Below are 24,026 nucleotides of genomic sequence, written 5' to 3'. Positions count from 1 at the left end.
TCGCGAAGCTCCGACATGCTGAGTTGGAAGGTCGTTCGCCGCCCGGCGGTTACTCCCTAAAAATAATAACCCCGGTTCGACCCGTCATACGCCCCGGACCGCATGCAGCAGGCCTTGAAACCTGCGTCCGGAGTTGCACGGGCACAAATCGTTGCGGCCGAGCTTTTCGGTGAGCTCGACGTCGCCATGGACGACGCGCCTGCCTCGCTTGACGTGCGTTTCGGAAGGGAAAGGAATTCCGCCGCTTACGCGTGATGCTGAAAGCTGGGGAGGTTTTCGAGATCGCTGATCTTGCGCATGACGCCCTCCATCGGTTGGAAACGCGGCCCGATTGCCGCTGGCCGTGTCGGTAGCATGGGAGTGGCCGGGTTCAAAGAGGCGCCGGTCGCGCATATCAACGAATGGTTGTGGTTGTGCCTTCCAGGCTTGCGGTTTCATCGCGCCCGGGAATTGACGCGCGGGGCGGGCGCGACTTGTTCATGTTATGCACGTTTTGATTGCACACAGGCTTGTGAAGCGAACCTGTGATCTGCCGCCTTGCCGGTGTGATCTACTTCACCTAACGATTTTCATATTTCAATTACGAGTTGCTGGGGTGGTTATTTAGAGGAGTGATAGACATGGCAATGGCAGTGAAGCGTGGTGCAATTCCGAGCCCGCGACACGAACTGGCAGCAGCGATGCCGCATGTGGCGCTGGCTCAGGTCCCGGCCCATCATCTGTTCTTCCCCAAACAACTTTCGATCTGGCACAACGACGTCCACGGCGACTGCGTGACCGCCGAAGAGGCCTTTGCCAAGGCCTGTCATAAGCCGGAGATCTTCATCAGCGACGCCGAGGTGGAGACATGGGCAAAGGCCCACGGCGTCTACGAAGGCGCGACCCTCATTAGCGTGCTGAAGTGGATGCAGAAGGAAGGCTTCAGCCAGAGCGACCACACCTATGACGACGGCTCGCACACTACGGTCGACTGGACCAACCCGGCGGTGCTGAAGAGCGCGCTGGTTCACGGGCCGGTCAAGATCGGCGTCGCCGCCGACCAGCTCGAGACCACCTGCAGCGCGAACAATTTCAAGACCGGGTGGGTCGCCACCGGCTACACGCAGGACAACAACGAGGACCACTGCGTCAGCCTGTGCGGCTACGGCACCATCAGCTGGCTGGCGCATCAGCTCGACACGTCCGTGCCGTCAGGCATCGACGGCACCAAGCCCGGCTATGCGATGTTCACCTGGGGCAGCATCGGCATCATCGACGTGCCGTCGATGGTGGCAATCACCCATGAAGCGTGGCTGCGGACGCCGACGACCGTCGTCGTCTAACCCAACCCTCGCGAACAATTGGTGGCACGCCGCTCCCGGCGGGCCACCAATCAATCGCGCTTTAAAGCTTGCCCTGCCCGTTCACCTGGCTCTGTTGCTGCTGCTTCTCCTTGGCATGATGCCGGCCATAGAGGCAGCCGGCTGCCGCGCCGAGGGCGCCGTGGTGGCCGGCATAGTGACCGGCGACGCCGCCGACAATGGCGCCCTTGATGCACCCCTTGGCATTGGCGGCTGAGGGCACTGCGAGCGAGAGCGCGACGGCGAGCATGAGAAGCGAGGATTTCATGTTGAAGTCTCCGGATGCGATGTCGCCTCCTCAACAAGCATAGGGGCGATGGAGTTCCCCTAAGACCAGGCATCGCGCGCCACACACCATGTCTGGCGCGCCATCGCAAAGGCGAATCCCGCGCACGAATCCGCGCAGGGAAGGAATCACATAACCTGCAATTGCGTGTCGTGAACCTGGTATTGCGCCGGCGCGTCAAAAGCCCTGCAATTCCCGGTGGTTTTGCGGATTGCCGGGATCGGGCAGGCCGCGATAGCGTTTGCGATGCGCGGGCCAAAGAGGGCGGCGGAGCATGACGGTTGAGAGTCTGAACAGGCAGCGCGTGCTGCATCTCCTCGACACTTTTGCGCGCGGCGATCGCGATGCGGCGCTGGCGTGCTGCACTGACGACGTCGACTTCCTCACCCACGCGCCGATCGACGTGCTGCCGCACATGGTGCCGCGACACGGCAAGGCCGAGCTGCGAAAACTCTGGCAGGCGGTGCGGTCGCGCTATTCGGAGATCCGCCACGATCCGGCACGTGTCGTCGCCGAAGGCAATCAGGTCGCAGCCTATTTGCGCGCCTTCTTCAGAAAGCGGACCAACGAGCGCGTCGTGCAAGTCGACATGGCCGTGTTCTATTCGCTGCGCGACGGGCTGGTGTCGGAGATCCGCGAGATCATCGATTCCTACGATCTGGTGCAGCAGGTGCTCGAGCGCGAGATCGGCCCGCTGATCGTGGGCGCGCCCGTGGAGGCGATGTAGGCCCCTTCTCCCCGCTTGCGGGGGAAGGTCGGGATGACGGACGAGTCTCCGCAAGGACGGCAACAAATGGACACGCGGAGACTCCCGCTCACCCGGAATTCAAGCTGCGCTTGAATTCCAGCCTCTCGCGCAGGCGGGGCAAAGCAAAGATGGCGCAATTGAACCTCCCTCCTCCCTCCCCAGACCCATCTCGGGGCGTTGTGGACGCCGGCTAACCGACTCCGGGCCGATGAGAATCGCGTTGCTTGCCGTTTTGGGGCTGTTTCTGGGATCGCTGGGCGGGGCCGCGCTCGGCATCGGGGCCGGGCTCGCCTGGGTCGAAATCTTCAAGACCACGAATTTCGAGGGCTATAGCGGCATGCTGGTGTTCTTCACCTTCATGCCACTGGGGGCCGTGATCGGTGGCGTCGGCGGCGCCGTGCTGTTCGGCCTGCTGGCGATGCGCGACGACGCGATCGCCGTCGAGCGGGAACCCGTCGCCCGGACGGACCGGTAAATTCTATTGTGAATGTCACAAAGCGCGCTCACTTGTGCATTTCGAAATTGTGAATTGCGTTCGGGCGAAAAACGCCTATTTGTTTGCGTACTAATGAATTCCGCGACCCTGCGGCGCTGACGGTGCATGGTTGTTTTCGTTTTTTTGCAATCCAGTCTCGGGAACGACCCAAATGACAGAGCACAGCCTCTGGCGTTTCTCGCGTGCATTGCATCGCGCGATCAACGACCGGCATTTCGAGGATATCGAGGCCCTGATCGACGAGGACGTCGACTGGGCGATCTACGGCCCGATCGACATGTTTCCGTGCCTCGGCGCCCGACGGGGCAAGGACGCCGTGCTCGACGTCATCCGCCGGATCGCGGACAATTTCCGCGTCCGCCGCTTCGACCGCGAGACCATCATGCTGGGCGTGGATTCCGCATCCTCCATGCTGCGCTATTCGCTGACGGCGCTCGATTCGGACAAGCCGATCTCACTGCGGGTGGCGCAGTTCGCGCAGTTCAAGGCCGGCCGTCTGCTCAACATGCGCGTGCTGGTCGACACCTTCGATCTCGTCGAGCAGGTGCTCGGCCGTCCCATTCATCTGCCGAAGATGAGCCGGATGGGGTGAGGGCACCAACGGGTCCCGTCTCTCCCGGGCCCGGCGACGCGCGCACATCCGGCCACCAGCCCCGCCGGGTCGCTTAGCGCGCACATTGTCGTCGGGCGCGCGCCGTTCGCGCGGCCCGTTGGTTTCGCACTTTGATGTGAGTTTCGTTCAGTGCTTGCCGCCACAATTTTGCGACGATATCTCCGCATCGTGGACGCGGAATGATTGGTCGCATGGCATCACCGGAAAACAACGCACGGTTTTCCCGATCATGCGTCGGGCTTGCGGGCAGGACGAATGGAATTCTCGACAGGGTTTGGCTGGACCAGGCTGCCGATGCTGGCGGCCGTGGTCATGTTGGTGTCCGTGACGGAGGCGCCGGCGCAGATCGTACCGATGCAGCCGGACCAGGCCACGGCCGCGCCCGAGGAGACCGACGAAGCGGCCGACGTCAACGATCCCGACGTGCTCAAGGACATCGACGTCGACAAGCTCGACTGGACCCAGCTCAACATCGACGCCACCACGCTCAACGAGCTGATGGCGGCGAAGAAGCGCGCGCAGGCGGCGGCCAATGGTGAGCCGAACTGGTCGAACGAGCGGCGCGCCAACGGCACATCGGCGGTGACGGTCAAGCAATCGGTCACCCCGTTCTGGGACACCCAGGTCGGCGCCGACATGACGGTGACGCACGAGCCCACCACGATGTCCGAGCTGCTGGCCGAGAAGGCCGCCAATGGCGGCAGCTTGCCGCAATCCTCCGGCAGCGCCTGGGCGAGGGCGACCGCGCCGGGTGCGGGCTCGATCTGGGACAAGACCGCGGTGGAAGCCCGCGTCGATCCCGGCGCCGAGAGCAGCAAGCTCGGTGCCTCGCTCAGCAAATCGGTGCCGCTGTCGGACGATCATTCGCTGACGGTCCAGAACGGCTACAGCGTCAACCAGCAGGGCACGACGCCGATCCCCGGCATCGCCGGCCGCACCACCCGCAACTACGAAACCGACCAGTCCGCCAAGGTCACCTTCGGCGAGACCGGCACGAGCATCGTCGCCGGACAGACCATGTCGACAACTGACGACAAATGGCTGCGCAAGGTCGGCGCCGAGCAAAAATTGTTCGACAACGTTACCGTTTCCGGCTCCGTCGGGGAGACCGCGCAGGGCACCACCAACAAGAGCCTGACCGCGGGATTCAAGAAGAGCTGGTGATGGTTCGCCTCTTCCCGCAAGCGCCGCCACGGCAAAGCCGCCGAATGGTCGATCCTTGCCGCATCTCGGCCTATATGCGGTCAAAATCGGACGCCCTGATGCTTCCTGCCTTACAGACGTCGTCGTGCGGGGGACACTCGCGCTGCGCTCAACGCGAACAGGGGAACAACGATGAACGCCATTCGTTCGGAAAAGATTGAATCAACTGAGACCGAGGTCGCCGACAGCAACCTTGCCGCGGTCACGGAGGTCGAGGCCGGCATCCGCGACTTCGTGCGCAACGACATCGCCTATCTGCGCCGCCCGGCTGCGGGCAGCGAGCCCGCACTCGATTCGAGCGCGGAAGCCACCGTCACCAACGTCAACTCGCTGATCCAGCGCGTCGCCGGCACTTCCCTTGCCGAGATCGAGAACCTGATTTCGGAGCTGGAGAGCCTGCGCGATCTTCTGCATGCCGAAGGCCAGCGCGTCCAGCGCGAGATCTCCGGCTACGCCCAGCTCAGCCAGGCCGCGATGAAGTCGACCCGCATGATTGCCGACAACGTCGCGCAGTGGAAGCGCGCCGCCGACGGCCTGCGCAACAGCTGATCGCAGTCCGCAACATTTCGACCGCCGCGTTCCCAAGGGAGCGCGGCGGTTTTCATTTGGAAGGCGTCCAACGTGGAGCGCCACAAGGCCAGGCGTCATCGCCCGCGAAAGCGAAAGCGGATGATCCACTACCCCAGAGACAGCGATGGGATACGGAGAAGCCGCGGCGTACCAGAGGCCCCCGGTCAAGCCGGGCATGACGGCGGCGAATGTGGCACGCCGACAGATCAAGATGATGATTTGAACTTGTTCCGTCTTCCCCGCGACCAAAGCCTAGCGCGGGCCGCATTCGCAGGCCTTGGCAGGGGACGGTTTCAGATGCAAAGCATTCGGCCCGAGAACACGGACCCGATCCCGCTGCGTCCCGCGCCGACGCAGTTCGGCACGATCATGGTCCGCTTTATCGGGCTGCTGGCGGTTGCGATCGCGATCCTGGCGCTGGTCTACAGCCGCTGAAACGGCTCGCCTCGCGCCGGCGATGTGATGGGTTAAGGAACGGTTAGCGATCGGCGGCGACGGTCGAGGCTTCGAGGGTATAGCCGCCATCGGCATAGCCCCGCACCACCATGCCGGCTATCAGCATCACTGCGACTGTCGCGGTGGCGAAGATGAATCCGACCAGCTTGAGTGCGCTGCGGTCTGCCATGGTCCTCGTTCCCTGTCCTCTATCCCGTTGGTTCAAATAGACAGCGACAGGTTCACAATTAGTTAGCAATTCAATGGTTCCGCGAAATGCTTCGCGACGAACCGCATGGCGAGGCTTATGGCAGCCAGTGCCGATCCCGTCCATAGCGCGCGGGCAACACTTGCCGCGCATTTTGGCCGTTCAGATTGGAACTGGTTTGACCACTCCTCACCCGCGCATCGGCACGAAGGCGGTCGCGGTGATCGCGTACACCTGTTCGCCGCGCTGGTTGGTGCCGGTGGTGGTAGCCTGCAGGATGCCCCAACCGGGGCGCGAAGCGGACATGCGCTTGTCGATGATCTCGCTCGCGAAGCTCACGGTATCACCCGCGAGCACCGGCTTGATCCAGCGCAGGTCGCGAAAGCCCGGCGACGGACCCCACACCGCGATCTTCTCGCCGCGAGCAGCAGCTTCCTCCGCAAGGCGCTGGCCGTCTGCGACGAGCAGGCTCATGCAGGCGGAGCCGACATGCCAGCCGGACGCAGCAAGCCCGCCGAACAGCGAGTTCCTGCCCTCTTCCTCATCGAGATGAAAGCGCTGCGGATCGAACTTCGCGGCGAATGTCTTGATGGCTTCCGCGGTGAATGTGTAGGAGCCGATCTCGCGGCGCAGGCCGATCGATATGTCCTCGAAGAACGGCATCGTTCAAGCCCCATCGCGCCGCTTGATCAGGATCGGCGAGGTCATCTCGCAGAGCGCCTCGCCTCTCGCATTGCGCGCGGTGCACTTGAACTTGACGATGCCGAGTTCAGGCCGGCTCTTCGAGGCGCGCGCCTCCACGACGTCGACGTCGAGGGTCAGTTCATCGCCGGGCCTTAAAGGAGAGAGCCAACGCACCTCGTCAACGCCGGGCGAGCCGAGCGAGGCGGCGCGGGTGATGAAGCCGTCGGCCATCATCCGCATCATCAGCGAGCAGAGATGCCAGCCCGAGCCGGACAGGCCCTTGAGCATGCTTTTGCCAGCAGCCTTCTCGTCGAGATGCATCGGCTGCGGATCGAACTCGGCGGCAAAGGCCAAGATCTCGTCGCGGCTGACATGGCGTGGGCCAAACGTGCCGAAACGGCCGGGGGGAAAATCTTCGAAAGTCAGGGTCATCTTGATGATACAAACGGGAATGACAGATTGTGGCCGCACTTTGCGGCAATCTCAACCCGCCCGCCCGCATGGCTCGTGCTACATTCGATGCGGCAGGGCTTGCCTGCCTTGAGTCGGATCGACGCGGGTCAGGTCCGATTTGCTGGGGGAGAGAGAATGTTCACGTTCAGCGACCTGTTTCAATGGGACCGCTTCATCGTTTCTGCCTCTACCGAAACAGAAAGCGGGGGCCCACCGTATCGGTACAGGCGGGCAGGCCTTAATGATCCAGCCTAAAGCGCAACAGCAAGGCGACCTTGTTTTCTTGGGCCGCTACAAGCTGGCGGCATGATCCATGCGGGGAATAGATGCACAATTGGCGAGAGATTTTCCAATGGGATCGGTTCATTACGCCGACCCTCGTTCGGCCGCTGTTCGGGATGATGGTCGGACTTGCGGCGCTGGCCGGGCTTGCCGGCATCGTATCAGGTCTAGCCATCATGGCGGTCAATCCATTTGCTGGCTTCCTATCCATCTTGCTCAGTATCTTCGGGCCGGTGGTCGCGATCACAGTGACCCGCGTCGGCTGCGAATTTGTCCTGATCGTTTTTCGAATTAACGAGCATCTCGGTTCAATCCGAGATCGGAACGGAGATTGAAACATTCGGCACGTCAGTATGGGACGGCCTTACCATTTACCCGGGCCGTAAACGGTCAGCCATGCGATTAGCCGGGGCCGGCCATTGAGCCCGGCGCGCGCTCACAGACTCACTCCCAGATACAAAGAGGACCCGCTCTCCGGCATTGGAGAGCGGGCCAAGTTTCGACGGGAAGCCCCCGACTGACCGCGTTGTGCGGGTCGGGGGTGCGTATGTGTTCCCCGCCGGTCGTGATTTTCTCACCGTCGGTTGCATGTCCGCGCGAATACCTAAAGCACAAATCCCCGACAGGATCAGTGAAAAGGTTCCGAAAAAACTTATCCGGCATAGGGGCTAAGCGCGCGCACCGTTTGCCTTTGCAACCGATGCGATTTTCCGTATTACGAATGCCAGACACGAACCGGGAATAACCGGCATGGCGCAGCAGCAGGGATCAACCCGGCGCGCGCCCAATAAAAATGCGTATGTGAAAGGACACAACCCCATGCAGCCGTGCGGGGATTGTCAGCTTTGCTGTAAACTTTTGCCGGTTGGCTCCTTGAGCAAAAGTGCCGGCGCGCTCTGCAACTTCCAAAAATACAAAAGAGGGCGCGCGGCGGCGATGCCGATTGAATGCGGCGTTTGGCACTGCCGCTCGCTCGTCAATGATAACGCCGATCCGGCTTATCCGCAGGCCCATGGGGCCCCCGCCTTGCGCCGCTGGCCCTACCGGCGCGCCGCGGACGGGGTCGCCGCCTTAATCCGCTTCAATGAACGAGCCGCCATCACGGTGTTCGCACCGCCCTTCGATCCGGCCGGCCAATGGCACGAGATCGACAGCGGCGTCTCGGTCAATCGCACCCATTCCCTTGGGGAAGTCGTCACGGCGCTCGGTGGTCGAGCGGCGGCGATCATAAGCGAGCCGGAGAAAGGCAACGATGGCAAAGCAAGCAGCGCCCCCAACACGCGATAGGTATCGGATCGTTTGCGAGACCGATACCGACGAGGATATGGGCCGCGTCATCGGCGCGCTTACGCGGATGGGGTTCAAGAACATCGGGTTTGAACTGATCACCGATGTCGTCACCTTCAATCGCAATGCGCCGACGCGCCCGATCACGTCGGAAGCTTTCGCCCTGGCATGGCTCGAAGCAAATCCGACCTTCGCGCTGACCGATCTGGTGGCGCACTTCAAGGCGGATAACCGCACGCCATCATCCGCCTATTATGCGGTGAAGAAGCTCGCCGACGCCGGCAAGGTGCGCAAACTGGACGGCGGCAATTATCAGCGCGCCGATGTCGCCGCGATCGAGGCGCCCCCGCCCAAAGCGGCCGAGCCGAAACATGAGCGCACGCACCGCGAGGAGATCGAGCGATTCATCGCCCGGCGCAAAACCTTCACCACCGCGCAGTTGCGCGAGCTATTCCGCGAGCAAGGCCGCAACGAGGTATCGGTCAGCCCGATCCTCGACAAGATGATGAATGCCAAAATCATCAAGCGATCGGGCGCCGCCGGATCGGGCGAATATGAGGTGGTGAAAAGGCCGGCGGCGAAAAAGCCGGCGACAAAACTCAATGGTGTATCGCAAGGAGAAATGACGAATGCCCAATAGGATCGGCCACAACTCGGGGACGCTATGGCTGACCCGATCCTATAATTTCATCGACAAGGACCCAGAGATCGATCGCTTCCGGACGCTCTATCAAAGGGATCGGATCAAGGAGGCCGATCTTGCGGTGCTTGCCGGCCTATCCGGATCGACGGTCAGCAACATGTTCGGCGGCAAGACGCGGCGGCCGCAGCATGCCACATTCGCTAAGATGGCCGGCGCGCTTGGCTACAAATACGATTTAGTCCGCGATGACCGACCAGACTACGCGAGCGAAATCCCGAAGGCGCGCGAGGAGCGAAAGGCTTATCGAGCCTTGCTCGCAAGAAATAAGGAACGCGCCGAAAAACGAAATGGCCATGCAGACGGCCACGGCAAATCCGGAAGGAGCAAGTAAACCAATGGGACGGGCTAAAAGCACCAAAACGAAAGTCCGCAGCGCCGGCAGTGCCGATCGCTCGCTGGGCGTCATGATCCGCACGCGCCGCAAGGAGGTCGGTCTGAGCCAGAGCGAGCTAGGCGAACGGCTCGGGGTCAGCTTCCAGCAAATCCAGAAATACGAGAAAGGCGTCAACCGCGTCAGCGTGGCGAGGCTTAGTGAAATCGCCACCGCGCTCGAATGCGACATTTCGCTCTTTACCGGCGCGGCGAAAGGCGATGTCAAAATCACGCCAGCGATGGAATTCGCGGCCTCGAAAGACGGACACGACATCATCGCGGCCATGATGCGGGTCAGCAATCCGGAATTGCGGCGCAGCGTCATCGCGCTCGCCCGCACGCTCGCGGAGCAATACCCGCAGTGACGACATGCCCATTCTGTCTTAAGCATTGCGGTTGCGCTCCGCCCAGGATGCGGCGGGACAGAATGGGCACTATCATTGCAATTCAGCGGGCTTGGGGGCTCGCGATGGGCGGAAAATGGAAATGAGGGATAGCGATAGCGGCGACAATCGCATCAAGTTGGTGAACGCGAAGGAAGCGGCGACGGCCGACTTCGTGGTTTGCGTGCTGTATCTAGCAGAGGAAGGTTTGCTGCTGCCCGACAACGTGCTCGACCGCTGCTGGAAATGCGGCCGGCGCGTCCAGTTGAGGCCCACGGTGCCGACCGGGCCAAGACGCATCTGCATCGAAGATGCGATTTTGGAGGTTGAGGCACATGGACAAGACGAACATTGAAACGACCGACTTGAAGTGGGCCGCCGGTTTTCTTGAAGGTTCGGGTAGCTTCTCATTCACGTCGTCGCTCGCGCTAACCGGCTCACAGGCTGACCTGTGGCCGTTAGAGCGGTTGCAATCCCTATTCGGCGGGACAATCAAACCGAGCGGCACGCCGAAAAACAAGGTGGTGCTCTCGTGGTACATCCATGGCCACCGCGCCGCTGCCGTCATGATGACGCTTTACGTTTTGATGTCGCCGCGCCGGCAAGCGCAGATTAGGTCGGCGCTGGCGATCTGGAAGCCTCTCAAGTTGCCGCGCGGAGGCGTTCGATGAACCCGAAACTTAATCAGGCCATTTGGTCCGTTCCGCCCCCCGATCGCATCAAGCGGCTGCCTATTGTCCGCGCTCAACCCCTGTTGCCGTGAGACGGCAGAGACGCAATCCAGCGAGCCGCGCGGATCATCGATCAGCATGCCTTCCGGCAATCCAACCCGACCGCATTGCGGCGCCAGCAAATCGCGATCCGCAAAGCCGGCGACGTGCTCTCCGATGCCATCGGCGAGCGCGACGATCTGATCGACGCGCTTGAGGCGGCGCACGACCAAATCAATGCGCTGCTCGCCATGCTCGCGGGCAGAGATTATTCCTTTGACCCATCGGAGACGGAGCTATGGCCCGAAATCGACCGCCGCACGGAAATCCTTCAACGTCATCGGAGGATGGGCGGGAAGAAGGCCGATTGAGGCCCGAAGCGATGCAAGCCGCGTTGCGGCAGTCGGATCATCTCGTCGATTTGATCCCTCCGTTCTTCGCGGGACAAACCCCGGAAGTGCAAGGCGCGACGATCGCGCAACTGCTCGCGATCTTCGTTGCCGGGCATGCGCCGCCGCTGCGCAGTGGCGCACGCAAATTCTTGATCGGTTGCGCCGAGGAGTTGGTGCCGATCATCATCGAGGAAATGATCGAGGACGGCTGAGCGCCGCCCGAGTGGCGCACTGAGACTACGGAGCAAGGTTAGCGGTGTCAGCCCGAGAAAGCGCCCGGCCATGCGCTCACGCACGTTCCGGATGGGTTATTGGTCCATCTTGCGGATTTCGTAACATAAACCGGGCACCAAAGCCGGAAACGCAGATCGCAAATATGCCGAAACCGGGCGGTCGCGCGTCCCCGCGCCGGATCACGCAGCCCAAAATACCTACGCCACGCCCCGTCCCGGACTTGGGCCGACGAACTTGTCGTTCTTGGGAACGTACCTGATAAAGGTTGGTTACCACTCGACGAGGCGGCAATGTGCGAAAAGTGCGATGAACTCAATGAGAAGATCGAGCACTACCGCAGCCTTCTCTCCCATGTCACGGATCAGTTGGCGAGCGAGGGAATAGCTCAACTGATTGCTGATTTGTTAGCCGAAAAGGCCGCGCTTCACCCGGAACAAGAAGGATAAGGCCGTCTAGTTGGCGGCCTCTGTTTCCTCGATCGGGCGCTTGGCAAAGCTCCGTTCGGAACCGAAACCTTCTTGACCTATATGAATTCTACCAACGGGGCGTGGCAGCGATGAGGCGCGCGATGGCCCCGTTCTCAATGGGCGACGTGTTTCTTACGGTCGCCATCATGTCCACCACCTTCCTGGTCGAGATTGGCTTTTTCATCTTGATTGGAATGTTCTGAAAGGAAACGCGCGCTCTGGGCAGCGCGCAGCCGATGCGGGGTCTAGGACTCCACAAGCTTAATGGTTGAGACCGGCCATCTTCCATCATGGCCTTTGATCGCAATCCGAAGCCCGTGCAATTCATCCAGCCAAACGTTCTCCACCGTGCCTGCCTTTCCGTCGGTAAGGACGACGGCTTTGCCGATCAATTCAGATTGCGCCTCACCGTACTCGTTCAAAATCGTTAACGCATGGCGTTTCACCGATGGCATCGCTCGTCCATGTTCGGCCGACCCGTCCGCGCGGCTCAATGGCGAGGTGTCTTCCAATGCTCCGCATCGGGAACGATTGACGGTGAGCGCTCCAATTCTGACGGTGAGCGCTCCAATTCGTTGAGCCGGTCGATTTGCGTTTTGAGGCGCGCTGGCAATTTAGGCTCTAGTCTTAGCGACACGCGTAGTCCCTTGCCGATCACTCGAAGGATGGCCCGGCTGTGTACGTAGTCGACGTCGACGCGGTTGCGCATAACGGAGCCTTCGGTTCGGCGCCACCTGCGCTCCTCCGCAACCGATCGGAGCAGGCTGGCCATTTTTGAAAGGAACCGGAGACCGCCGCTTTTGGCTATCTGCGCGAGCGCTTGTATTCAGAACAGCGGGTCGCTGGCAGCGACCTTTGGCTATCCCGCGACATGCGCCGTGTTAGTACCGGCGAGCGGCGGTCTTATGCTTTTCTAAAGCTTCGCAGGAGCTTTCGTTCCTTCGATCCTCATGATGGCGACGCGATGGTTCCATTCGGACGAGGAACTCGTGGCGTCGGGGCCCAACTGACAGCACTCTGAACCATTTCTGAGAGTGCCCGTCCATGAGACGATGAAGGGAGGGATGATCGCTATGAGGACCGAATATCTCGCTGCGAGCGCGATGGCTGTTCTTGCCGTTTGTACTGGGCTGGCCATGAATTCCCGCGACTCGCTACCTCTCGAAAAGCAGTCCACGCCAGCCGCCACGCAAGTTGCGGACCGATTAGCTGTGTCCGTGGAAGCTCTCGGGGCTTTCGACCGGCGTGAAGCAAGGTTGGACATGTTGATAGCACCAACCGGGTGGCCCTGATCCTGACCTCAGCCAAGGCATTTATCCACGGCGAATGGTCGTCCGTCTCGTCGTACCATTGGGGACGTTCGGTCACCATGACCGCCCCCCAAGACCCGACCCTTGACTGGCAGCTGCTCTTTCTTGAGCCGGTCTCGCTCGGCGCACAGTTCGTCGATCTTGTTGAGCATCCGGTCCAGAAGCGCCTCGGCCGACGCGGTCGAAATTCCCGCCCGTTGAAGCTGCCGGATTTCGCCGCGCGGGCGATGGATTTGGGTCCGCATGCGCTCGATCTCGCGCCGCATGACGTTCCCGCTCAGCCAAGACTTTCTCGATCTGCCGGAGAATGGCGGCCACCGGACGGCCCTGCCGCCCTGGGAGGCGCAGGCGGTGCCAAAGCCGGATGATTTCCCGTTCCCGATCGGCGTCCATGAACGTTCTCTCGCTAGGGATTGGGGTGCTCCCTGTAGACCGTACTAACCTCAACGGGCGCGACGCGATCTGATCGGATGAACAGGCTTGCCATTTGTTCTCATTTCGTTCACGGTGCGCCGTTCGGGTAGTGGGTCAGTTTGAAAAATGACCCGCGAAAAAACGGGGATGTCCCGGGTTCTGTTGAATTTCTGAAGAGGTCGGCGTTGCCCACCTTGAGCCGGTAGGCTCGGGGTGCTGATTCCACAAAGGAGAGCAACGCCATGACGAGAGATATCACACCGGCTGGTTGGCCGGCGACCGGGGCTGTGGACGAAGCGTTTGCAGAAGTGCGGGCGAGCTTCGATCGGTTCTGCCTTGCGGCAGGGATCGAGGCGCTCGGCACGATGATGGAGGCGGATGTCACGGCGGCCTGCGGGCCGCGCCACGGTCGCGACGCGGCGCGGCGGGCGCACCGTTGGGGCCGAACGCGGGGACGGATCGGCTTCCACGGCGGCAAGATCGAGGTCGAGCGCCCGCGGGTCCGGGGCGTGGACGGCCGCGAGGTCACGATCCCGAGCTGGGAAACGGCGGCGGAGGAGGACTGGCTCGGTCGCTGGGCGATGAACCTGATGCTGATCAATGTGTCGACGCGCCGGTTCGGCCGCGCTGTCCGGCTGCCCGAGGGTGACGTGCCGGCACCGCCCGGATCGGGGGTTTCGAAGTCGGCGGCCTCGCGGAGGTTCGTAGCGCTGTCGGCGGCGCGGCTGGCCGACTTCATGGCTGCCGATCTGTCCGCGCTCGACCTTCTGGTGGTCCAAATCGACGGGCTGCATCTCGGCGACGATCTCGTGCTGGTGGCCGCGATCGGGGTTGACGGCGAAGGCAACAAGCATCCGCTGGCGCTGGTGGAAGGGGCGACCGAGAACGCCGCAACGGTTCAGGCCCTGCTGGACAACCTGGTCTCGCGCGGGCTCGACCCGACGGTGCCAAGACTGTTCATCGCCGACGGCGCGAAGGCGTTGTCGAAGGCGATCCGCCGCACCTTCGGTTCGGCCGCTGCGATCCAGCGCTGCCAGATCCACAAGGCGCGCAACATCATGGAACGCCTGCCGAAAGAGCATCATGCGGCCACCCGTCGGGTGCTGCGCCAGGCCTGGGAGCTCGATGACGCCGACAAGGCTGAAAAATTGATCCGCAATCTCGCGCGTCGACTCGACCAGCAATGGCCCGGCGTAGCGGCCAGCATCCTCGAAGGCCTCGACGAAATCCTGACTGTCGTCCGGTTGAAGCTGCCGAAGGAGCTTCGTCGATCGCTCGCTTGTACCAACATCGCCGAGAACATGATGGGCACCATTCGCCGCGTCACGCGCAACGTCAAACGCTGGCGGGATGCCGGCATGGCCTTGCGATGGGTCGCGGCCGGCATGATCGAGGCCAACAAGGGCTTCCGACGATTGAAGGCGCATAAGCAATTGTCGGTTTTGCGTGCGGCCCTTCAAGCTCGCCACAATCGCATGACGATCAACCCCGTTGCCCACGTCACGAGGGCCGCGTAACATTCATTCCGGCAACGTCGGCCCGACGTAGTTCAACAGCGATCGGGACATCCCCGAAAAAACCTCTTGGTTAATTTTGCGGATGGCGCGGAGCGGGACTCGATCGGAACGCGAACCTGCGGCTAAAATTGCGGGATGGCAAAGATCGCGTCGCGATTCCGATGGCTGTTATTGGCTCTATGGTTTTTTCTCGGTCCACTGCTGCTGGCAGTCTGGAACGGATATATCGTTCGGGCAGATGTCGGAAACAACCCATGGGGCTGGGTAACCTGGTTGGCGGGACTGCCGGGTATACATGCCGGATCGCTGCTATTTACCGGACTTGTTGTGGGTGTCTGGGTCGATTGGATTCTCAGAAGGATTGACGGATCGCGCGCCGACGATCGTAGAGCGCTTGGGGTTAGATTTTGTAACTTGGCTCACACCATTGAGGATCGCTTTCGCTGCGATGATAGATGGCCTTCAAACATCGTCTCAGTGATTCCAAATATTACATCAGCGTTTATTGAAGCTGATAAATATGGGGTTTGGACGCCCGCCGATACACTCTATGAAAATCCGAACGGTGGAAACTTAATGGTATACTATCTACTGCACGTTGGAACGCTGCTTAGGGATGGACATTTTAGGGAGGCCAGAGTCCATTCACTGCAAGCTAAGGCCCTCGCTTCTCAATCAACCAGCGCTGCGATTTCTCCCTGATCTACTCCAGCGCGTCATGTTCGCGCTCAAATCCATAGATCGTATCAACCTCGCCGCCGCGCCAAAGAACGCTGACCGAATAGCCCTTGCCGATATCATATTTGCGGACCACGAATTGATACTCCGGCTTGTAATTGGCTAGCTCCCACCGCTCCAGCATCGCAACCAGATCGTCCATTTCCCAAAGCTTGTCAGTCACGCCAGCGGCCATCGCGGGCGTTACCTTGAGTGTCTGATGGATGCGCACGAAATTGTAGTACATCGCGTGCAGCGCGATTGCTGCGGCATGATTCTCAACTTTCTTTGAAAACGCATTCGTCAGTCGCGTGAATCGCCGCATATGCATGCGCATCGTCAGATTGCTGCGCTCTGCATATGACGTGCTGATGTGCTTGTACTCGGGATTGCCAATCTTCGGCTGACGCTCCGCGCCGATGCATTTAGCCGGGCTGTAGCGCGTTTCTGCTTGCGGATCAGATCCATAAATCTTGACTAGCATGGCGTAGTCAACGTCCTCGCCAAACACTGCGTCAACAGCCGTCAGATAGGGCCTGTGGCCGTCGCTGGTGAGCTGGACGCGATGAGTGAGGCGGCTGCGCAGGTCGCTAGTAAACGTAAGAGCGGCGTCTAGGCCGCGATCCGCAAGCAGCCAGCTAATGAGAAGCTTGGTGTCGGCGCAGATCGCGGTCCAGGTCCACACGTCAGCAGTCGCAGGAGCGGCCTTCGCCTTCGCTACATTGTCGTTCTTGGCGTAAACGAACGACCAGATTTCATCCATCTGGACGCGCTTGCCCGGCAGGTTGTGAAGCGTCTTGTCCTGATAGTCGGCACAGGCATGACCAGCGTCCACAAGTAGCTTGGCAACAGTGTTCTTGCTGCATCCGGTGAGCCGCGTAATGGCGCGGATCGATTGCCCCTCGCAAAGCAAATGAAGGATTTGGGCGCGGGTCTTTCGGTCCAGCTTGTTCATAGCCAGAGTATCTGACCCTTTATGCTTAGCGTCAAGCATTTTCCTTAATAGCCAATAAGTGTTTGTTCCGGCAAAACAAACGATTTGCAGGCCAAGATTCTTGCAATATTTACAGTTGGATAGTATAAGGACGTAACGCGGCCACCGATGGCTAGATCGGCACCGCGCCACGCCTACGTTACGTTATGGCGGTTGCATTGCTACCACCTCCTTCCCGGGGCTTCCGTAGCCCCCGGTGCTTAGACGAACGGGCCTCACAACCCATTCTTGCCCGGCTACCCGGGCTGCCCCCTACATCAGTGCTACGGCCTGATGCAGACGGGATTACAGCGGCGGGCCTCGGCCCGCCGTTCTCGTTAGAGGGCTAGTTGCCCCTCCGAATCTTCGTCGCCTTCTGTCACGCCAGATTTCGTGCGGCTGTCCATGTTCTTGACCGTCTTGGGAATGCCGCAGGCATTGGCGACCTGACGCCACCAGCGGCGAAACTCAACCGCTGACCACGGGATTCCTGACCACTCTGAAACGATGATCGGACCAGAGGAAGGAAGCGCAGAGCGCGCCTGTTTCCCAAGTTCAAATCCATACTGTGCGCGAAGTTCGTCAAGCACCATCGACGACTGCCGAAGATCGAATTCGATGATCTCTCGCTCGCTCGAGTGCCGTAGAGTCAGATTGTCATCGATTTCGTTCCAGCGAAGGCCGCGAATCCATTTCTCCCGACGGCCCTCGTCATCAGTGAATATCACGTCGGAAAACCCCTGCTCGTCCATCGGGACCCACTGACCGATAACATCGACCTGCAAAAGACCGACACCGGACTGAAACGCTTGCGCTAGGGCGATAGAAGGCCTTTCCAGTTCGCGCGCTTTGACCCGAATAAGATCCGCCTGAGCAACGGTGAGTTGTTGAGTGCGAGCCTTCGGAGGAGTGAATTTCTTTTTGCCGAGAATGCCGAACAGCCGTCCACACTCAGCATCCTCTAACTGCGACGTGCCAAAGCCGAACAAGCTTCGCGCCATCTGGATTTTGCTAAATGCGATGGCAACCTTGCCGCCCTCCGCCCATTTGGCATGCCATCCGTCGAAAGTGGCTGCATTGATGTCGGCTAGAAAAACGGTGCCGTAGTCGCGCTCGATCAATCTGAGCAGATTGTCGTAGTGTTCGCGCGACCTGTGCTTCAGGGACTTGTAAGGGGATTTTTCGTGATTGCGGTACCTGGCAATGAGATCGGTAATCGTCATGCCATTGCGCCGGGAGGTCGCCGTAGCGACCACAGCAACAGGTGTGCCAGCATTCCCGCCATACTTGGCCGCAAGCTCAGCCTGATAGCGATCATACTCCGCGATCTCACGCTCCACCGCTTCTAGCTGCTCAAGCAAGCTAGTCCTGCGGCGCTCCATCAGATCGCGGATATCGTGGCGATTGCCCATGGCGCGAATTAAGGCCACATCGCGGCGCGAAAGTCAATGAACCTTCTGGGTTTATACTATTAGCGCGAACTTAGCTTACCCCATCGGGTAGCTGCCGCCTTTTTGGCGATTTCGGCCCGCTTTTCGGGGCTCAGGTTATCCGCCCTTGCCTTGCCGCCCTTCTTTCCCATCGCCGCCGCGGCCGGGTCCTTGCCCTGTTCTTCGGGCGTGGGATCGCGGTCAGGCTTCTGCCCTGTCGCAATGTCGATAATCGACTTGGCGAGCTGATTGGGGTCCCTAGGGCGTTTGGGGGTCATTGGGTGATCTCCCGAACTTCACCCGGCTTGACCTTTAACACTTCCACCTCTCTCGGCGTCAGCCTGTTGGTCAGCAGTACGGCCGTCCAGCCCTCTGTCACCGCATCGTCCCGGCTACCGGCCGTTACGTAGAGCCGATGCTGTCGGTTGTCAGTGGTGACTTGTACCAAGTGGATACCGCCTGCAAAGGTGTTTGCCATCCATTCAATATGCGCCCCGCGGCGGCCGATTCCTAGACTGCGATTTCCGCCATAATCAAAGTGACCCACTACCGCCGTTCGTGACAGCGGGCGCTTCTCTTCGGCTGTCACAAACCTGTGGCATGCCCGTTGCACAGTGAAAATCAACTGGGATTTCAGCGCCCAGTTTGAGACAGAACGCTGCCGGGGGGACAGGGAATTTCGAGCCCGGCAGCGTCCTGTTTCGCGAAGTAGGACAGCACAGCGATGTGTCGCCAGCCGCTGCCTGTTGCGCTTCCTGTGCGATCGGAGCGGGGAAATGAGCGAAAATTGTTACAGACGTGGCCCGGACATTGGTTTATCGCCGCGGGGCGGCGTCTTGATCCTTTTCCTAGCTGGCCTACTCGTTAGCGCCGGAAAGAGATCGGAAGATAAGGGGAAAACCATGATGAGGATGCCGCTAATCCTCGTTGTCACCATCATTGGCTTTTCGGCAACTGCCTTCGCTCAAACCGCAGTGCCCAAGGCGACCGCAGCGTCCAAGACTGCCAACAAGCCGCACAAACAGCCGGCAGCACCGATGGGCTGTAAGCTCGTAGGAACGGTGAAGGGGACAAAGATTTGGGCCGGCGATTGCGCGGCACCGTCAGAGCTCAGTACACCCGCCGCCGAACCCACAGCGCCAGCAGTACCAGCCGAAGAGCCCGCCAAACAATAGGCGAAGATTGGTTCCAGGCCCCAGGTAAAGACGGCCCCGGCCGTGGCTTTCTGGGTATGATGGGAGGCCGGGGCCGTTGGAGGTCCTTGGCGGTATTTGGGATTCGCCAAGCGTCGCGACGCTAGATTGATTCGACCGCCAAATCTGTTCGCTTTCTTACTTTGGAACTGACGGCGGCGACACTACCGGCCCGCGCCCAATGACTGAGCCTCGTCGCTGAGGCTTCGCCTTCAATCGAACGCGACGCCGAGGCGTCTTTCCTTTCGCCAGACGACGTGGCAACGCCGCTTTAGGTGATCGCTTGGCACGCGGAGCGTGAAGCGGTCCGGGATGAGAAGCGGCGTGGCAAGCTCGAGCGCCGCGCCGGTCTCCGAAATGTTCTTGACCGTGCAGTCGATCCCGCCGCCGCCAAACTCGATCGTGCCGGCCTTCAGGATGCGACGACGTGGCGCTATCCTATGTTCCATAGGGCGCAGTTTAATCATCAGTTGCAATCTTTTCGTAAACCAACAGAGCGCCATTACTGTTCCAGTCGCGGAACTGCTGCCCGCCCATAGGAGGAAAATGGACCGCGAGGCCGCCGACCTTGGGGAAGGTTTGCTCCCGATAGGGGGGCATTTGTGGGGTTTGGTCGGGAGCTTGGATTCAACTCGGTAGTCGGGGGGCGTTCCGCTGCCATCATGAAAACGGCCTCAGTCTTAGGTGGCTGGGGCCGTTTGCATTTCCGAAAGCCGCTCCGGTCAGGGGAAGAACCGAAGCCGCTTTTCAACGCGCCCGATTGCGGCTTGTTCCTGATTCGTAAAATGCAGCCGAAAAGCTTATCTTCGGCTCATGCGCATGGCGTACGAGCTCTGCCTGGCGACCGCCGGACTGGATCCACGAAGTGAAGCACGACGGTTACCGGATGCTGATCATCCGGGAAGACAAGCGCGTGCGCCTGCTCTCGCGCAATGGCACCGACTGGACCAAGCGCTATCCGTGGATCGCCGAGGCCGCACTGAAGAACCGCCAGAAGCATTTCGTGATCGATGGCGAGGCGGTGATCCTTGGCGTCGATGGCATCTCCGATTTCAACGCCCTGCACTCGCGCAAGCACGACCACGAGGTCCAGCTTTATGCGTTCGACGTTCTGGCAATGGACGGAGACGATTTGCGTTCTTTGCCGCTGCACCTGCGCAAGACAAACCTAGAGCGGCTGTTGGCGCGTCGGCCGGACGGTATCACGGTTGCGCCGTTGCGGCGACTCGACTGCTACACGCTAGCACGCCGTTGCCTCTGCGCGGCGACGCCTCATATCCTTTCCAAGACCCTTTGCACCTGAACCGCCGACCACCTGCCGCCGCGCGCGGTTGGAATGCCGGCTTCGTTCAATCCGCCCGCGATAGCCCGCAGCGATGTAGCGCCGGCCGGCGGATCGATGTTCAAGGGGCAGTTCGACGTTCTGCGGTCACTTCCGGTTCACACCGAATTCCGGACATACTGCTGCATCGCCAAGTGAAGCGATGGGCCTTGGTTGTGTGCAAACAGATAGGTCGGACGCGGCCGTGGTCGCCTTCTTGCGGCCCGGCGAGGCGCTTGAGGTCGTGCCTGGCCTGATCGTTACCCAGATTCCGGAGAGGGTAAGGCCAACCAGTATTTCCTGCGCGGCTTCAACCTTGGCCACGGCACCGATCTTGCGATCAGGATCGATGGCATGCCCGTCAACATGCCGGCTCATGGCCACGGGCAGGGCTACGCCGATATCAACTTTCTGATCCCTGAACTCATTCAGTCGGTGTATGTCCGCAAGGGTCCGTACTACGCCGATGTAGGCGACTTCAGCTCCGCTGGCTCTGTCGAAATTGATTACCTCAACAAGCTCCCCAAAAACATCGCCGAGATGACATTTGGCAGTTTCGGCTATCATCGTGGGCTGGCCGCTGGCTCGACTACGGTTGGGGCCGGCACGCTGCTCACTGCCATCGAGAGCGTCCGATATAATGGCCCATGGGACGTGCCGGACAATGTTCGCAAGGTCAACGGCGTGATGCGCTACAGCCAAGGCACCGCGACCGACGGGCTTACTAAGCGCGTAGGCCCAGGACATCGCCGCCTGGGCGAACCATTCCGCCGATCAAGTGAGATCGTACACTTTCTTGAGTGCTGCCCAATGTCCAGATGGTCATTGAACAAGCAAAACGGCCTGAGTGCGCGCACACCTGAGGCCGTTTCAGACCTCCCGCCGGCAAAATGTCGACCGGTCGGTGGCTTAGCTTTCGGAGATAGGATCGCCGATTGCTCAGGACCAAGACCAGCCCAAGGTGAATCGTTCCGTCCCAATCTGAAATATTTAGCGCCCTGATCGCACCGCGGATGGCGCGCTGGCCCTGTTTGGACCGTTGAATCGCTCTGTAACCGCTAATTCGACAACCGAACACGAATTAACTGGCTATTTGGTTCGATCGGGATCCATATAGCTCCATCACCGCCGCACCACGGGCATTCACCGGTGACAGAGAGTATTGCGCTCCCGCCTATTCGAGGGGAAGCGTCGTTTGCCTTATCTCAACGCATGTCGTCCGCCATTCCGCCAGTTGCATTTGAGCGCCCCGCCTGTCCGAAGTGCAGGGCCAAGATGAGGCTTACCCGCATCGAGCCAGCACGCCCAGGCGTCGACTTGCATACGTTTGAATGTGCTGTCTGCAATCCTAGGCCTCGAGCTCCCGGGAAACTCCGATGCGACTTTCGACCCACCGACAAAGAATTACATAGTAAGCAAACGCAAAAGGAGGAGGAAATGAGGGATTACAGATACGAACGGAATGTGCCCACCGCCGCCTTGCGTAAGGCACGACAAGCCTTCAAGGAGGCGGACGTCAAGGTAGCGATGGCCGAGTATGAACGCACTCAAAAGGCGTTCCATGCAAACCACGAGCGGTTAAAGGCGGAGCGATTGGCTCGCGACGCCAAAGCAGCGCGGAAGCTCAAAACCTGATCGGAGGCTTTCGGTCAAATCTGAGTAGCTCCTCGAACCTGTTAGGCTGAAATATCTTGCCGTACTCGTCGGTGATCTGCACCTGCCACCGCCTAACTAGGGTGCGAGTTGCGTGTTCTTGAAATTTCTAACTGCGATAATTGACCGCAAAAAGGAGAGCGTGATGGTTAGATTGGTTACTCGCGGATGTTTCACCCACGATTATGCCAAGGGATTGGTGGCCGCACCGGAGGATCGAGAACCGGCCGTGCGCAAGCTGGTCGAGGGGGCCGGCGGCAAGCTCTTGAACTTTTACTTCACGACCGGAGACACCGACTTCACGCTGATCTCCGAGGCCAACGAAGCCGAGAGCATTATCGCCGCTCTATTTGCAGCAGTGGCCGCGGGCACAATTTCCAACGTGACCACTTCAAGGGCATGGACTGGTGCGGAATTCAAGGCGATTGCTGAAAAGGCTGCCAAAGCCGCAGGCAGCTACCGAGCCCCTGGCAAGAACTGACCGAATAGGTCTTTGGAGGCGCGGACTACTCGCGCCCGATCGGAAAACGGGCCGGGGCAGCCTCCCCGACCCGTTGACCCCGGCGACGAGCGGCACGCTAACCTTCGGCACAACGAATCTCCTTGGCCCAAACAGCCGACGCGGCCTAAACGGAGCGACCGGCTGCGGGGTCAAAAGCGCCGATTTAGCTTCGCGGGAGTCATGTCTGCTCTACCCCTGCCAGCCGATGTAAAGACAAGTGCCGAGGTTGGTCGATAGCGGCCAGAACCGGGCATAGCCCAGCCACGCACTTTACGCTGAGCAGCCGACGCAAGACCGGAGCTTTCAGACGGTCCGCATCGGGCCATGAGGAGTAGTCGCGAAGACGCGGCTCGTTGCTATCCTACTCGCTCAACAAGATGCGCACGGGAGGGTGCAGGGTCGAATGGATCGGCGAAATATTGCGTTTCGCTGGCCACCTGTCCTTCGCGGAGTTCCATGATGCTCACCGCGTATGACGGCACACCGTCATAGGTAAGAACGAATTCAGTGACCCAGAGTTCGCCGCTACCGACAATTCGCCGGCCCGTAAAACGCTTCTTGTTCGGCTGGACGAATCGGCTCTCCTGAATGTGGCGCCGGCCGCGGAGTTATGCACCGGCATCCGGCCCTCGATAGGTGCCGAGAAGCCTATCCCAGAAGAAGTGGATCACGGCAAAATTTCTGTTCGCGTGCCGGTGATGAATGAAGTGCAGCTCCTGCATCCGTCTGAACCACACAAATCGCTGAAGCCGCGATCCCTCGACGTGGTATTCCTTGTCGAAAAAGACGTGCGCATAAAACGATGCCGCGCTTCCGATGACCATCGCCACAAAAAGACTGAGCGGCAACAGGAAATAAGCGCATCCGCCGGCGAGAAACAAAGGGATAAAGAAAAAAGGTGTGTTGTTGCCCTCGTCACCGAGGTAGGTTCGTGAGACGAGATGATCCGTGGAATAATAGGTGTGATGGAAGTCGATATGATTGTGAAAGAATCGGCCACCCATGGGATGGTGACCGAGTTTATAATGCATCACCGTCTGCGCAAATGACATAACCAAATGCGTAGCGATGGCAGTCAGGAGAAAGAGCGGGACTTCAGGAAGTAGCCACGATGTCATTGAAGCATCAGC

Annotated in this window: 36 protein-coding genes and 2 pseudogenes; 24 read left to right on the top strand and 14 right to left on the bottom strand. The window is 60.2% G+C overall.

What is annotated here, in order from left to right:
- Positions 1 to 84: 84 nt before the first annotated feature.
- Positions 85 to 393: an SEC-C metal-binding domain-containing protein gene (locus QA640_RS09365; protein WP_283042753.1), complete on the bottom strand. Its 309-nt coding sequence runs from the start codon at positions 391 to 393 to the stop codon at positions 85 to 87.
- Positions 394 to 620: 227 nt separating this feature from the next.
- On the opposite strand from QA640_RS09365, the gene QA640_RS09360 reads away from it, so the two are divergent.
- The gene (locus QA640_RS09360; RefSeq protein ID WP_283040406.1) at positions 621 to 1,322 is read left to right on the top strand and encodes a hypothetical protein; all 702 of its coding nucleotides are present in this window, start codon (positions 621 to 623) and stop codon (positions 1,320 to 1,322) included.
- A gap of 61 nt (positions 1,323 to 1,383) precedes the next feature.
- Here QA640_RS09360 and QA640_RS09355 read toward each other — a convergent pair whose 3' ends face one another.
- The gene (locus QA640_RS09355; protein WP_283040405.1) at positions 1,384 to 1,608 is read right to left on the bottom strand and encodes a hypothetical protein; all 225 of its coding nucleotides are present in this window, start codon (positions 1,606 to 1,608) and stop codon (positions 1,384 to 1,386) included.
- 292 nt (positions 1,609 to 1,900) lie between these two features.
- Here QA640_RS09355 and QA640_RS09350 point away from each other — a divergent pair, with 292 nt between their 5' ends.
- The 6 genes from QA640_RS09350 (at position 1,901) to QA640_RS09325 (ending at position 5,691) form a co-directional block, all read left to right on the top strand.
- A complete protein-coding gene (locus QA640_RS09350) occupies positions 1,901 to 2,353 on the top strand; it encodes a nuclear transport factor 2 family protein (RefSeq protein ID WP_283040404.1) in 453 nt (150 codons plus the stop codon).
- A gap of 229 nt (positions 2,354 to 2,582) precedes the next feature.
- Positions 2,583 to 2,849 (top strand): hypothetical protein, encoded by a 267-nt coding sequence (locus QA640_RS09345; RefSeq protein WP_283040403.1) that lies wholly within the window; start codon positions 2,583 to 2,585, stop codon positions 2,847 to 2,849.
- A gap of 172 nt (positions 2,850 to 3,021) precedes the next feature.
- Positions 3,022 to 3,462: a nuclear transport factor 2 family protein gene (locus tag QA640_RS09340; protein ID WP_283040402.1), complete on the top strand. Its 441-nt coding sequence runs from the start codon at positions 3,022 to 3,024 to the stop codon at positions 3,460 to 3,462.
- A 276-nt stretch (positions 3,463 to 3,738) separates the two neighbouring features.
- Complete coding sequence (locus QA640_RS09335; RefSeq protein ID WP_283040401.1) at positions 3,739 to 4,647, top strand: hypothetical protein; 909 nt, start codon at positions 3,739 to 3,741, stop codon at positions 4,645 to 4,647.
- Between the two features lie 171 nt (positions 4,648 to 4,818).
- Positions 4,819 to 5,235 (top strand): hypothetical protein, encoded by a 417-nt coding sequence (locus QA640_RS09330; protein WP_283040400.1) that lies wholly within the window; start codon positions 4,819 to 4,821, stop codon positions 5,233 to 5,235.
- Positions 5,236 to 5,553: 318 nt separating this feature from the next.
- Positions 5,554 to 5,691, top strand: coding sequence for a hypothetical protein (locus QA640_RS09325; RefSeq protein ID WP_283040399.1), 138 nt, complete (start codon positions 5,554 to 5,556; stop codon positions 5,689 to 5,691).
- Positions 5,692 to 5,734: 43 nt separating this feature from the next.
- On the opposite strand, the gene QA640_RS09320 is transcribed toward QA640_RS09325, so the two are convergent.
- The 3 genes from QA640_RS09320 to QA640_RS09310 form a co-directional block, all read right to left on the bottom strand.
- A complete protein-coding gene (locus tag QA640_RS09320) occupies positions 5,735 to 5,881 on the bottom strand; it encodes a hypothetical protein (RefSeq protein WP_283040398.1) in 147 nt (48 codons plus the stop codon).
- Positions 5,882 to 6,088: 207 nt separating this feature from the next.
- Positions 6,089 to 6,562, bottom strand: coding sequence for a MaoC family dehydratase (locus QA640_RS09315; protein WP_283040397.1), 474 nt, complete (start codon positions 6,560 to 6,562; stop codon positions 6,089 to 6,091).
- 3 nt (positions 6,563 to 6,565) lie between these two features.
- Entirely contained in the window at positions 6,566 to 7,015 is a 450-nt protein-coding gene (locus QA640_RS09310; RefSeq protein WP_283040396.1) for a MaoC family dehydratase, read from the bottom strand.
- Positions 7,016 to 7,434: 419 nt separating this feature from the next.
- On the opposite strand from QA640_RS09310, the gene QA640_RS09305 reads away from it, so the two are divergent.
- The 10 genes from QA640_RS09305 (at position 7,435) to QA640_RS09260 (ending at position 11,845) form a co-directional block, all read left to right on the top strand.
- Positions 7,435 to 7,653 (top strand): DUF4282 domain-containing protein, encoded by a 219-nt coding sequence (locus QA640_RS09305; protein WP_349253701.1) that lies wholly within the window; start codon positions 7,435 to 7,437, stop codon positions 7,651 to 7,653.
- A 415-nt stretch (positions 7,654 to 8,068) separates the two neighbouring features.
- Positions 8,069 to 8,605: a hypothetical protein gene (locus QA640_RS09300; protein WP_283040394.1), complete on the top strand. Its 537-nt coding sequence runs from the start codon at positions 8,069 to 8,071 to the stop codon at positions 8,603 to 8,605.
- Positions 8,571 to 9,245 (top strand): hypothetical protein, encoded by a 675-nt coding sequence (locus QA640_RS09295; protein WP_283040393.1) that lies wholly within the window; start codon positions 8,571 to 8,573, stop codon positions 9,243 to 9,245. Before QA640_RS09300 ends, QA640_RS09295 begins: the two co-directional genes overlap by 35 nt.
- On the top strand, positions 9,235 to 9,639 hold the full coding sequence (locus QA640_RS09290; RefSeq protein WP_283040392.1) for a helix-turn-helix domain-containing protein: 405 nt from the start codon (positions 9,235 to 9,237) through the stop codon (positions 9,637 to 9,639). The genes QA640_RS09295 and QA640_RS09290 overlap by 11 nt, the downstream gene beginning before the upstream one ends.
- Complete coding sequence (locus QA640_RS09285) at positions 9,596 to 10,045, top strand: helix-turn-helix transcriptional regulator (RefSeq protein ID WP_283040391.1); 450 nt, start codon at positions 9,596 to 9,598, stop codon at positions 10,043 to 10,045. Before QA640_RS09290 ends, QA640_RS09285 begins: the two co-directional genes overlap by 44 nt.
- A 121-nt stretch (positions 10,046 to 10,166) precedes the next feature.
- Positions 10,167 to 10,418: a hypothetical protein gene (locus QA640_RS09280; protein ID WP_283040390.1), complete on the top strand. Its 252-nt coding sequence runs from the start codon at positions 10,167 to 10,169 to the stop codon at positions 10,416 to 10,418.
- Positions 10,399 to 10,734, top strand: coding sequence for a hypothetical protein (locus tag QA640_RS09275; RefSeq protein WP_283040389.1), 336 nt, complete (start codon positions 10,399 to 10,401; stop codon positions 10,732 to 10,734). The genes QA640_RS09280 and QA640_RS09275 overlap by 20 nt, the downstream gene beginning before the upstream one ends.
- Before the next feature lie 206 nt (positions 10,735 to 10,940).
- The gene (locus QA640_RS09270) at positions 10,941 to 11,144 is read left to right on the top strand and encodes a hypothetical protein (RefSeq protein ID WP_283040388.1); all 204 of its coding nucleotides are present in this window, start codon (positions 10,941 to 10,943) and stop codon (positions 11,142 to 11,144) included.
- Between the two features lie 11 nt (positions 11,145 to 11,155).
- Positions 11,156 to 11,377: a hypothetical protein gene (locus QA640_RS09265; RefSeq protein ID WP_283040387.1), complete on the top strand. Its 222-nt coding sequence runs from the start codon at positions 11,156 to 11,158 to the stop codon at positions 11,375 to 11,377.
- A gap of 312 nt (positions 11,378 to 11,689) precedes the next feature.
- Positions 11,690 to 11,845, top strand: a complete 156-nt coding sequence (locus tag QA640_RS09260) for a hypothetical protein (protein WP_283040386.1) — start codon at positions 11,690 to 11,692, stop codon at positions 11,843 to 11,845.
- Between the two features lie 266 nt (positions 11,846 to 12,111).
- On the opposite strand, the gene QA640_RS09255 is transcribed toward QA640_RS09260, so the two are convergent.
- Positions 12,112 to 12,321: a PRC-barrel domain-containing protein gene (locus QA640_RS09255; RefSeq protein WP_074120550.1), complete on the bottom strand. Its 210-nt coding sequence runs from the start codon at positions 12,319 to 12,321 to the stop codon at positions 12,112 to 12,114.
- A gap of 827 nt (positions 12,322 to 13,148) precedes the next feature.
- Here QA640_RS09255 and QA640_RS48270 point away from each other — a divergent pair.
- The 3 genes from QA640_RS48270 (at position 13,149) to QA640_RS09240 (ending at position 15,809) form a co-directional block, all read left to right on the top strand.
- On the top strand, positions 13,149 to 13,544 hold the full coding sequence (locus QA640_RS48270) for a hypothetical protein (protein WP_349253700.1): 396 nt from the start codon (positions 13,149 to 13,151) through the stop codon (positions 13,542 to 13,544).
- Between the two features lie 288 nt (positions 13,545 to 13,832).
- The gene (locus QA640_RS09245) at positions 13,833 to 15,107 is read left to right on the top strand and encodes an IS256 family transposase (protein ID WP_283037679.1); all 1,275 of its coding nucleotides are present in this window, start codon (positions 13,833 to 13,835) and stop codon (positions 15,105 to 15,107) included.
- Between the two features lie 135 nt (positions 15,108 to 15,242).
- A complete protein-coding gene (locus QA640_RS09240; RefSeq protein WP_283040384.1) occupies positions 15,243 to 15,809 on the top strand; it encodes a hypothetical protein in 567 nt (188 codons plus the stop codon).
- A 1-nt stretch (position 15,810) separates the two neighbouring features.
- Here the strand turns inward: QA640_RS09240 and QA640_RS09235 are convergent, their stop codons facing one another.
- The 5 genes from QA640_RS09235 to QA640_RS09215 all read right to left on the bottom strand — a co-directional run bounded on the left by QA640_RS09235 (position 15,811) and on the right by QA640_RS09215 (position 19,887).
- A complete protein-coding gene (locus QA640_RS09235) occupies positions 15,811 to 16,779 on the bottom strand; it encodes a helix-turn-helix domain-containing protein (protein WP_283040383.1) in 969 nt (322 codons plus the stop codon).
- A 356-nt stretch (positions 16,780 to 17,135) separates the two neighbouring features.
- On the bottom strand, positions 17,136 to 18,209 hold the full coding sequence (locus tag QA640_RS09230; RefSeq protein ID WP_283040382.1) for a hypothetical protein: 1,074 nt from the start codon (positions 18,207 to 18,209) through the stop codon (positions 17,136 to 17,138).
- 59 nt (positions 18,210 to 18,268) lie between these two features.
- Entirely contained in the window at positions 18,269 to 18,505 is a 237-nt protein-coding gene (locus tag QA640_RS09225) for an RNA-binding protein (RefSeq protein WP_283040381.1), read from the bottom strand.
- The gene (locus QA640_RS09220) at positions 18,502 to 18,852 is read right to left on the bottom strand and encodes a hypothetical protein (RefSeq protein WP_283040380.1); all 351 of its coding nucleotides are present in this window, start codon (positions 18,850 to 18,852) and stop codon (positions 18,502 to 18,504) included. The genes QA640_RS09225 and QA640_RS09220 overlap by 4 nt, the downstream gene beginning before the upstream one ends.
- Before the next feature lie 780 nt (positions 18,853 to 19,632).
- Positions 19,633 to 19,887: a PilZ domain-containing protein gene (locus tag QA640_RS09215; protein ID WP_283040379.1), complete on the bottom strand. Its 255-nt coding sequence runs from the start codon at positions 19,885 to 19,887 to the stop codon at positions 19,633 to 19,635.
- Between the two features lie 419 nt (positions 19,888 to 20,306).
- Between QA640_RS09215 and QA640_RS09210 the strand changes: the two genes are divergently transcribed.
- Entirely contained in the window at positions 20,307 to 20,723 is a 417-nt protein-coding gene (locus QA640_RS09210; protein ID WP_349253699.1) for a hypothetical protein, read from the top strand.
- On the opposite strand, the gene QA640_RS09205 is transcribed toward QA640_RS09210, so the two are convergent.
- On the bottom strand, positions 20,693 to 20,773 hold the full coding sequence (locus QA640_RS09205) for a hypothetical protein (protein WP_349253744.1): 81 nt from the start codon (positions 20,771 to 20,773) through the stop codon (positions 20,693 to 20,695). The two genes, QA640_RS09210 and QA640_RS09205, sit on opposite strands and share 31 nt — an antisense overlap.
- Positions 20,774 to 20,961: 188 nt before the next feature.
- Between QA640_RS09205 and QA640_RS09200 the strand changes: the two are divergent.
- From QA640_RS09200 to QA640_RS09190, 3 genes and pseudogenes are all read left to right on the top strand, one after another.
- Positions 20,962 to 21,467: pseudogene (locus tag QA640_RS09200) on the top strand (TonB-dependent receptor plug domain-containing protein); the annotation flags it as partial.
- Between the two features lie 711 nt (positions 21,468 to 22,178).
- The gene (locus tag QA640_RS09195; protein WP_283040378.1) at positions 22,179 to 22,376 is read left to right on the top strand and encodes a hypothetical protein; all 198 of its coding nucleotides are present in this window, start codon (positions 22,179 to 22,181) and stop codon (positions 22,374 to 22,376) included.
- A gap of 163 nt (positions 22,377 to 22,539) precedes the next feature.
- Positions 22,540 to 22,875, top strand: coding sequence for a GYD domain-containing protein (locus QA640_RS09190; RefSeq protein WP_283040377.1), 336 nt, complete (start codon positions 22,540 to 22,542; stop codon positions 22,873 to 22,875).
- Positions 22,876 to 23,252: 377 nt separating this feature from the next.
- Here QA640_RS09190 and QA640_RS09185 read toward each other — a convergent pair.
- Together QA640_RS09185 and QA640_RS09180 are read right to left on the bottom strand one after the other, a co-directional pair.
- Positions 23,253 to 23,504: pseudogene (locus QA640_RS09185) on the bottom strand (nuclear transport factor 2 family protein); the annotation flags it as partial.
- Entirely contained in the window at positions 23,505 to 24,014 is a 510-nt protein-coding gene (locus tag QA640_RS09180; RefSeq protein WP_283040376.1) for a sterol desaturase family protein, read from the bottom strand.
- Positions 24,015 to 24,026: the final 12 nt, after the last annotated feature.

The sequence above is a fragment of the Bradyrhizobium sp. CB82 genome (assembly GCF_029714405.1).
Classification (GTDB): Bacteria; Pseudomonadota; Alphaproteobacteria; order Rhizobiales; family Xanthobacteraceae; genus Bradyrhizobium.
Note: the sequence above shows the minus strand (reverse complement) of the source record. Positions and strands in the feature narration are given on the sequence as shown.

What these genes read in the sequence shown, in the direction of transcription:
- QA640_RS09350 (WP_283040404.1), top strand. Translation starts at nt 1,901, where the DNA reads ATGACGGTTGAGAGTCTGAACAGGCAGCGCGTGCTGCATCTCCTCGAC.
- QA640_RS09305 (WP_349253701.1), top strand. Translation starts at nt 7,435, where the DNA reads ATGATGGTCGGACTTGCGGCGCTGGCCGGGCTTGCCGGCATCGTATCA.
- QA640_RS09290 (WP_283040392.1), top strand. Translation starts at nt 9,235, where the DNA reads ATGCCCAATAGGATCGGCCACAACTCGGGGACGCTATGGCTGACCCGA.
- QA640_RS09225 (WP_283040381.1), bottom strand. Translation starts at nt 18,505, where the DNA reads ATGACCCCCAAACGCCCTAGGGACCCCAATCAGCTCGCCAAGTCGATT.
- QA640_RS09240 (WP_283040384.1), top strand. Translation starts at nt 15,243, where the DNA reads ATGGCAAAGATCGCGTCGCGATTCCGATGGCTGTTATTGGCTCTATGG.
- QA640_RS09320 (WP_283040398.1), bottom strand. Translation starts at nt 5,881, where the DNA reads ATGGCAGACCGCAGCGCACTCAAGCTGGTCGGATTCATCTTCGCCACC.
- QA640_RS09255 (WP_074120550.1), bottom strand. Translation starts at nt 12,321, where the DNA reads ATGCCATCGGTGAAACGCCATGCGTTAACGATTTTGAACGAGTACGGT.
- QA640_RS09275 (WP_283040389.1), top strand. Translation starts at nt 10,399, where the DNA reads ATGGACAAGACGAACATTGAAACGACCGACTTGAAGTGGGCCGCCGGT.
- QA640_RS09210 (WP_349253699.1), top strand. Translation starts at nt 20,307, where the DNA reads ATGCTGATCATCCGGGAAGACAAGCGCGTGCGCCTGCTCTCGCGCAAT.
- QA640_RS09195 (WP_283040378.1), top strand. Translation starts at nt 22,179, where the DNA reads ATGAGGGATTACAGATACGAACGGAATGTGCCCACCGCCGCCTTGCGT.
- QA640_RS09355 (WP_283040405.1), bottom strand. Translation starts at nt 1,608, where the DNA reads ATGAAATCCTCGCTTCTCATGCTCGCCGTCGCGCTCTCGCTCGCAGTG.
- QA640_RS09265 (WP_283040387.1), top strand. Translation starts at nt 11,156, where the DNA reads ATGCAAGCCGCGTTGCGGCAGTCGGATCATCTCGTCGATTTGATCCCT.
- QA640_RS09285 (WP_283040391.1), top strand. Translation starts at nt 9,596, where the DNA reads ATGGCCATGCAGACGGCCACGGCAAATCCGGAAGGAGCAAGTAAACCA.
- QA640_RS09280 (WP_283040390.1), top strand. Translation starts at nt 10,167, where the DNA reads ATGAGGGATAGCGATAGCGGCGACAATCGCATCAAGTTGGTGAACGCG.
- QA640_RS09230 (WP_283040382.1), bottom strand. Translation starts at nt 18,209, where the DNA reads ATGGGCAATCGCCACGATATCCGCGATCTGATGGAGCGCCGCAGGACT.
- QA640_RS09340 (WP_283040402.1), top strand. Translation starts at nt 3,022, where the DNA reads ATGACAGAGCACAGCCTCTGGCGTTTCTCGCGTGCATTGCATCGCGCG.
- QA640_RS09325 (WP_283040399.1), top strand. Translation starts at nt 5,554, where the DNA reads ATGCAAAGCATTCGGCCCGAGAACACGGACCCGATCCCGCTGCGTCCC.
- QA640_RS09365 (WP_283042753.1), bottom strand. Translation starts at nt 393, where the DNA reads ATGCGCGACCGGCGCCTCTTTGAACCCGGCCACTCCCATGCTACCGAC.
- QA640_RS09335 (WP_283040401.1), top strand. Translation starts at nt 3,739, where the DNA reads ATGGAATTCTCGACAGGGTTTGGCTGGACCAGGCTGCCGATGCTGGCG.
- QA640_RS09345 (WP_283040403.1), top strand. Translation starts at nt 2,583, where the DNA reads ATGAGAATCGCGTTGCTTGCCGTTTTGGGGCTGTTTCTGGGATCGCTG.
- QA640_RS09235 (WP_283040383.1), bottom strand. Translation starts at nt 16,779, where the DNA reads ATGAACAAGCTGGACCGAAAGACCCGCGCCCAAATCCTTCATTTGCTT.
- QA640_RS09180 (WP_283040376.1), bottom strand. Translation starts at nt 24,014, where the DNA reads ATGACATCGTGGCTACTTCCTGAAGTCCCGCTCTTTCTCCTGACTGCC.
- QA640_RS09245 (WP_283037679.1), top strand. Translation starts at nt 13,833, where the DNA reads ATGACGAGAGATATCACACCGGCTGGTTGGCCGGCGACCGGGGCTGTG.
- QA640_RS09215 (WP_283040379.1), bottom strand. Translation starts at nt 19,887, where the DNA reads ATGATTAAACTGCGCCCTATGGAACATAGGATAGCGCCACGTCGTCGC.
- QA640_RS09330 (WP_283040400.1), top strand. Translation starts at nt 4,819, where the DNA reads ATGAACGCCATTCGTTCGGAAAAGATTGAATCAACTGAGACCGAGGTC.
- QA640_RS09260 (WP_283040386.1), top strand. Translation starts at nt 11,690, where the DNA reads ATGTGCGAAAAGTGCGATGAACTCAATGAGAAGATCGAGCACTACCGC.
- QA640_RS09190 (WP_283040377.1), top strand. Translation starts at nt 22,540, where the DNA reads ATGGTTAGATTGGTTACTCGCGGATGTTTCACCCACGATTATGCCAAG.
- QA640_RS09295 (WP_283040393.1), top strand. Translation starts at nt 8,571, where the DNA reads ATGGCAAAGCAAGCAGCGCCCCCAACACGCGATAGGTATCGGATCGTT.
- QA640_RS09310 (WP_283040396.1), bottom strand. Translation starts at nt 7,015, where the DNA reads ATGACCCTGACTTTCGAAGATTTTCCCCCCGGCCGTTTCGGCACGTTT.
- QA640_RS09315 (WP_283040397.1), bottom strand. Translation starts at nt 6,562, where the DNA reads ATGCCGTTCTTCGAGGACATATCGATCGGCCTGCGCCGCGAGATCGGC.
- QA640_RS09360 (WP_283040406.1), top strand. Translation starts at nt 621, where the DNA reads ATGGCAATGGCAGTGAAGCGTGGTGCAATTCCGAGCCCGCGACACGAA.
- QA640_RS09300 (WP_283040394.1), top strand. Translation starts at nt 8,069, where the DNA reads ATGGCGCAGCAGCAGGGATCAACCCGGCGCGCGCCCAATAAAAATGCG.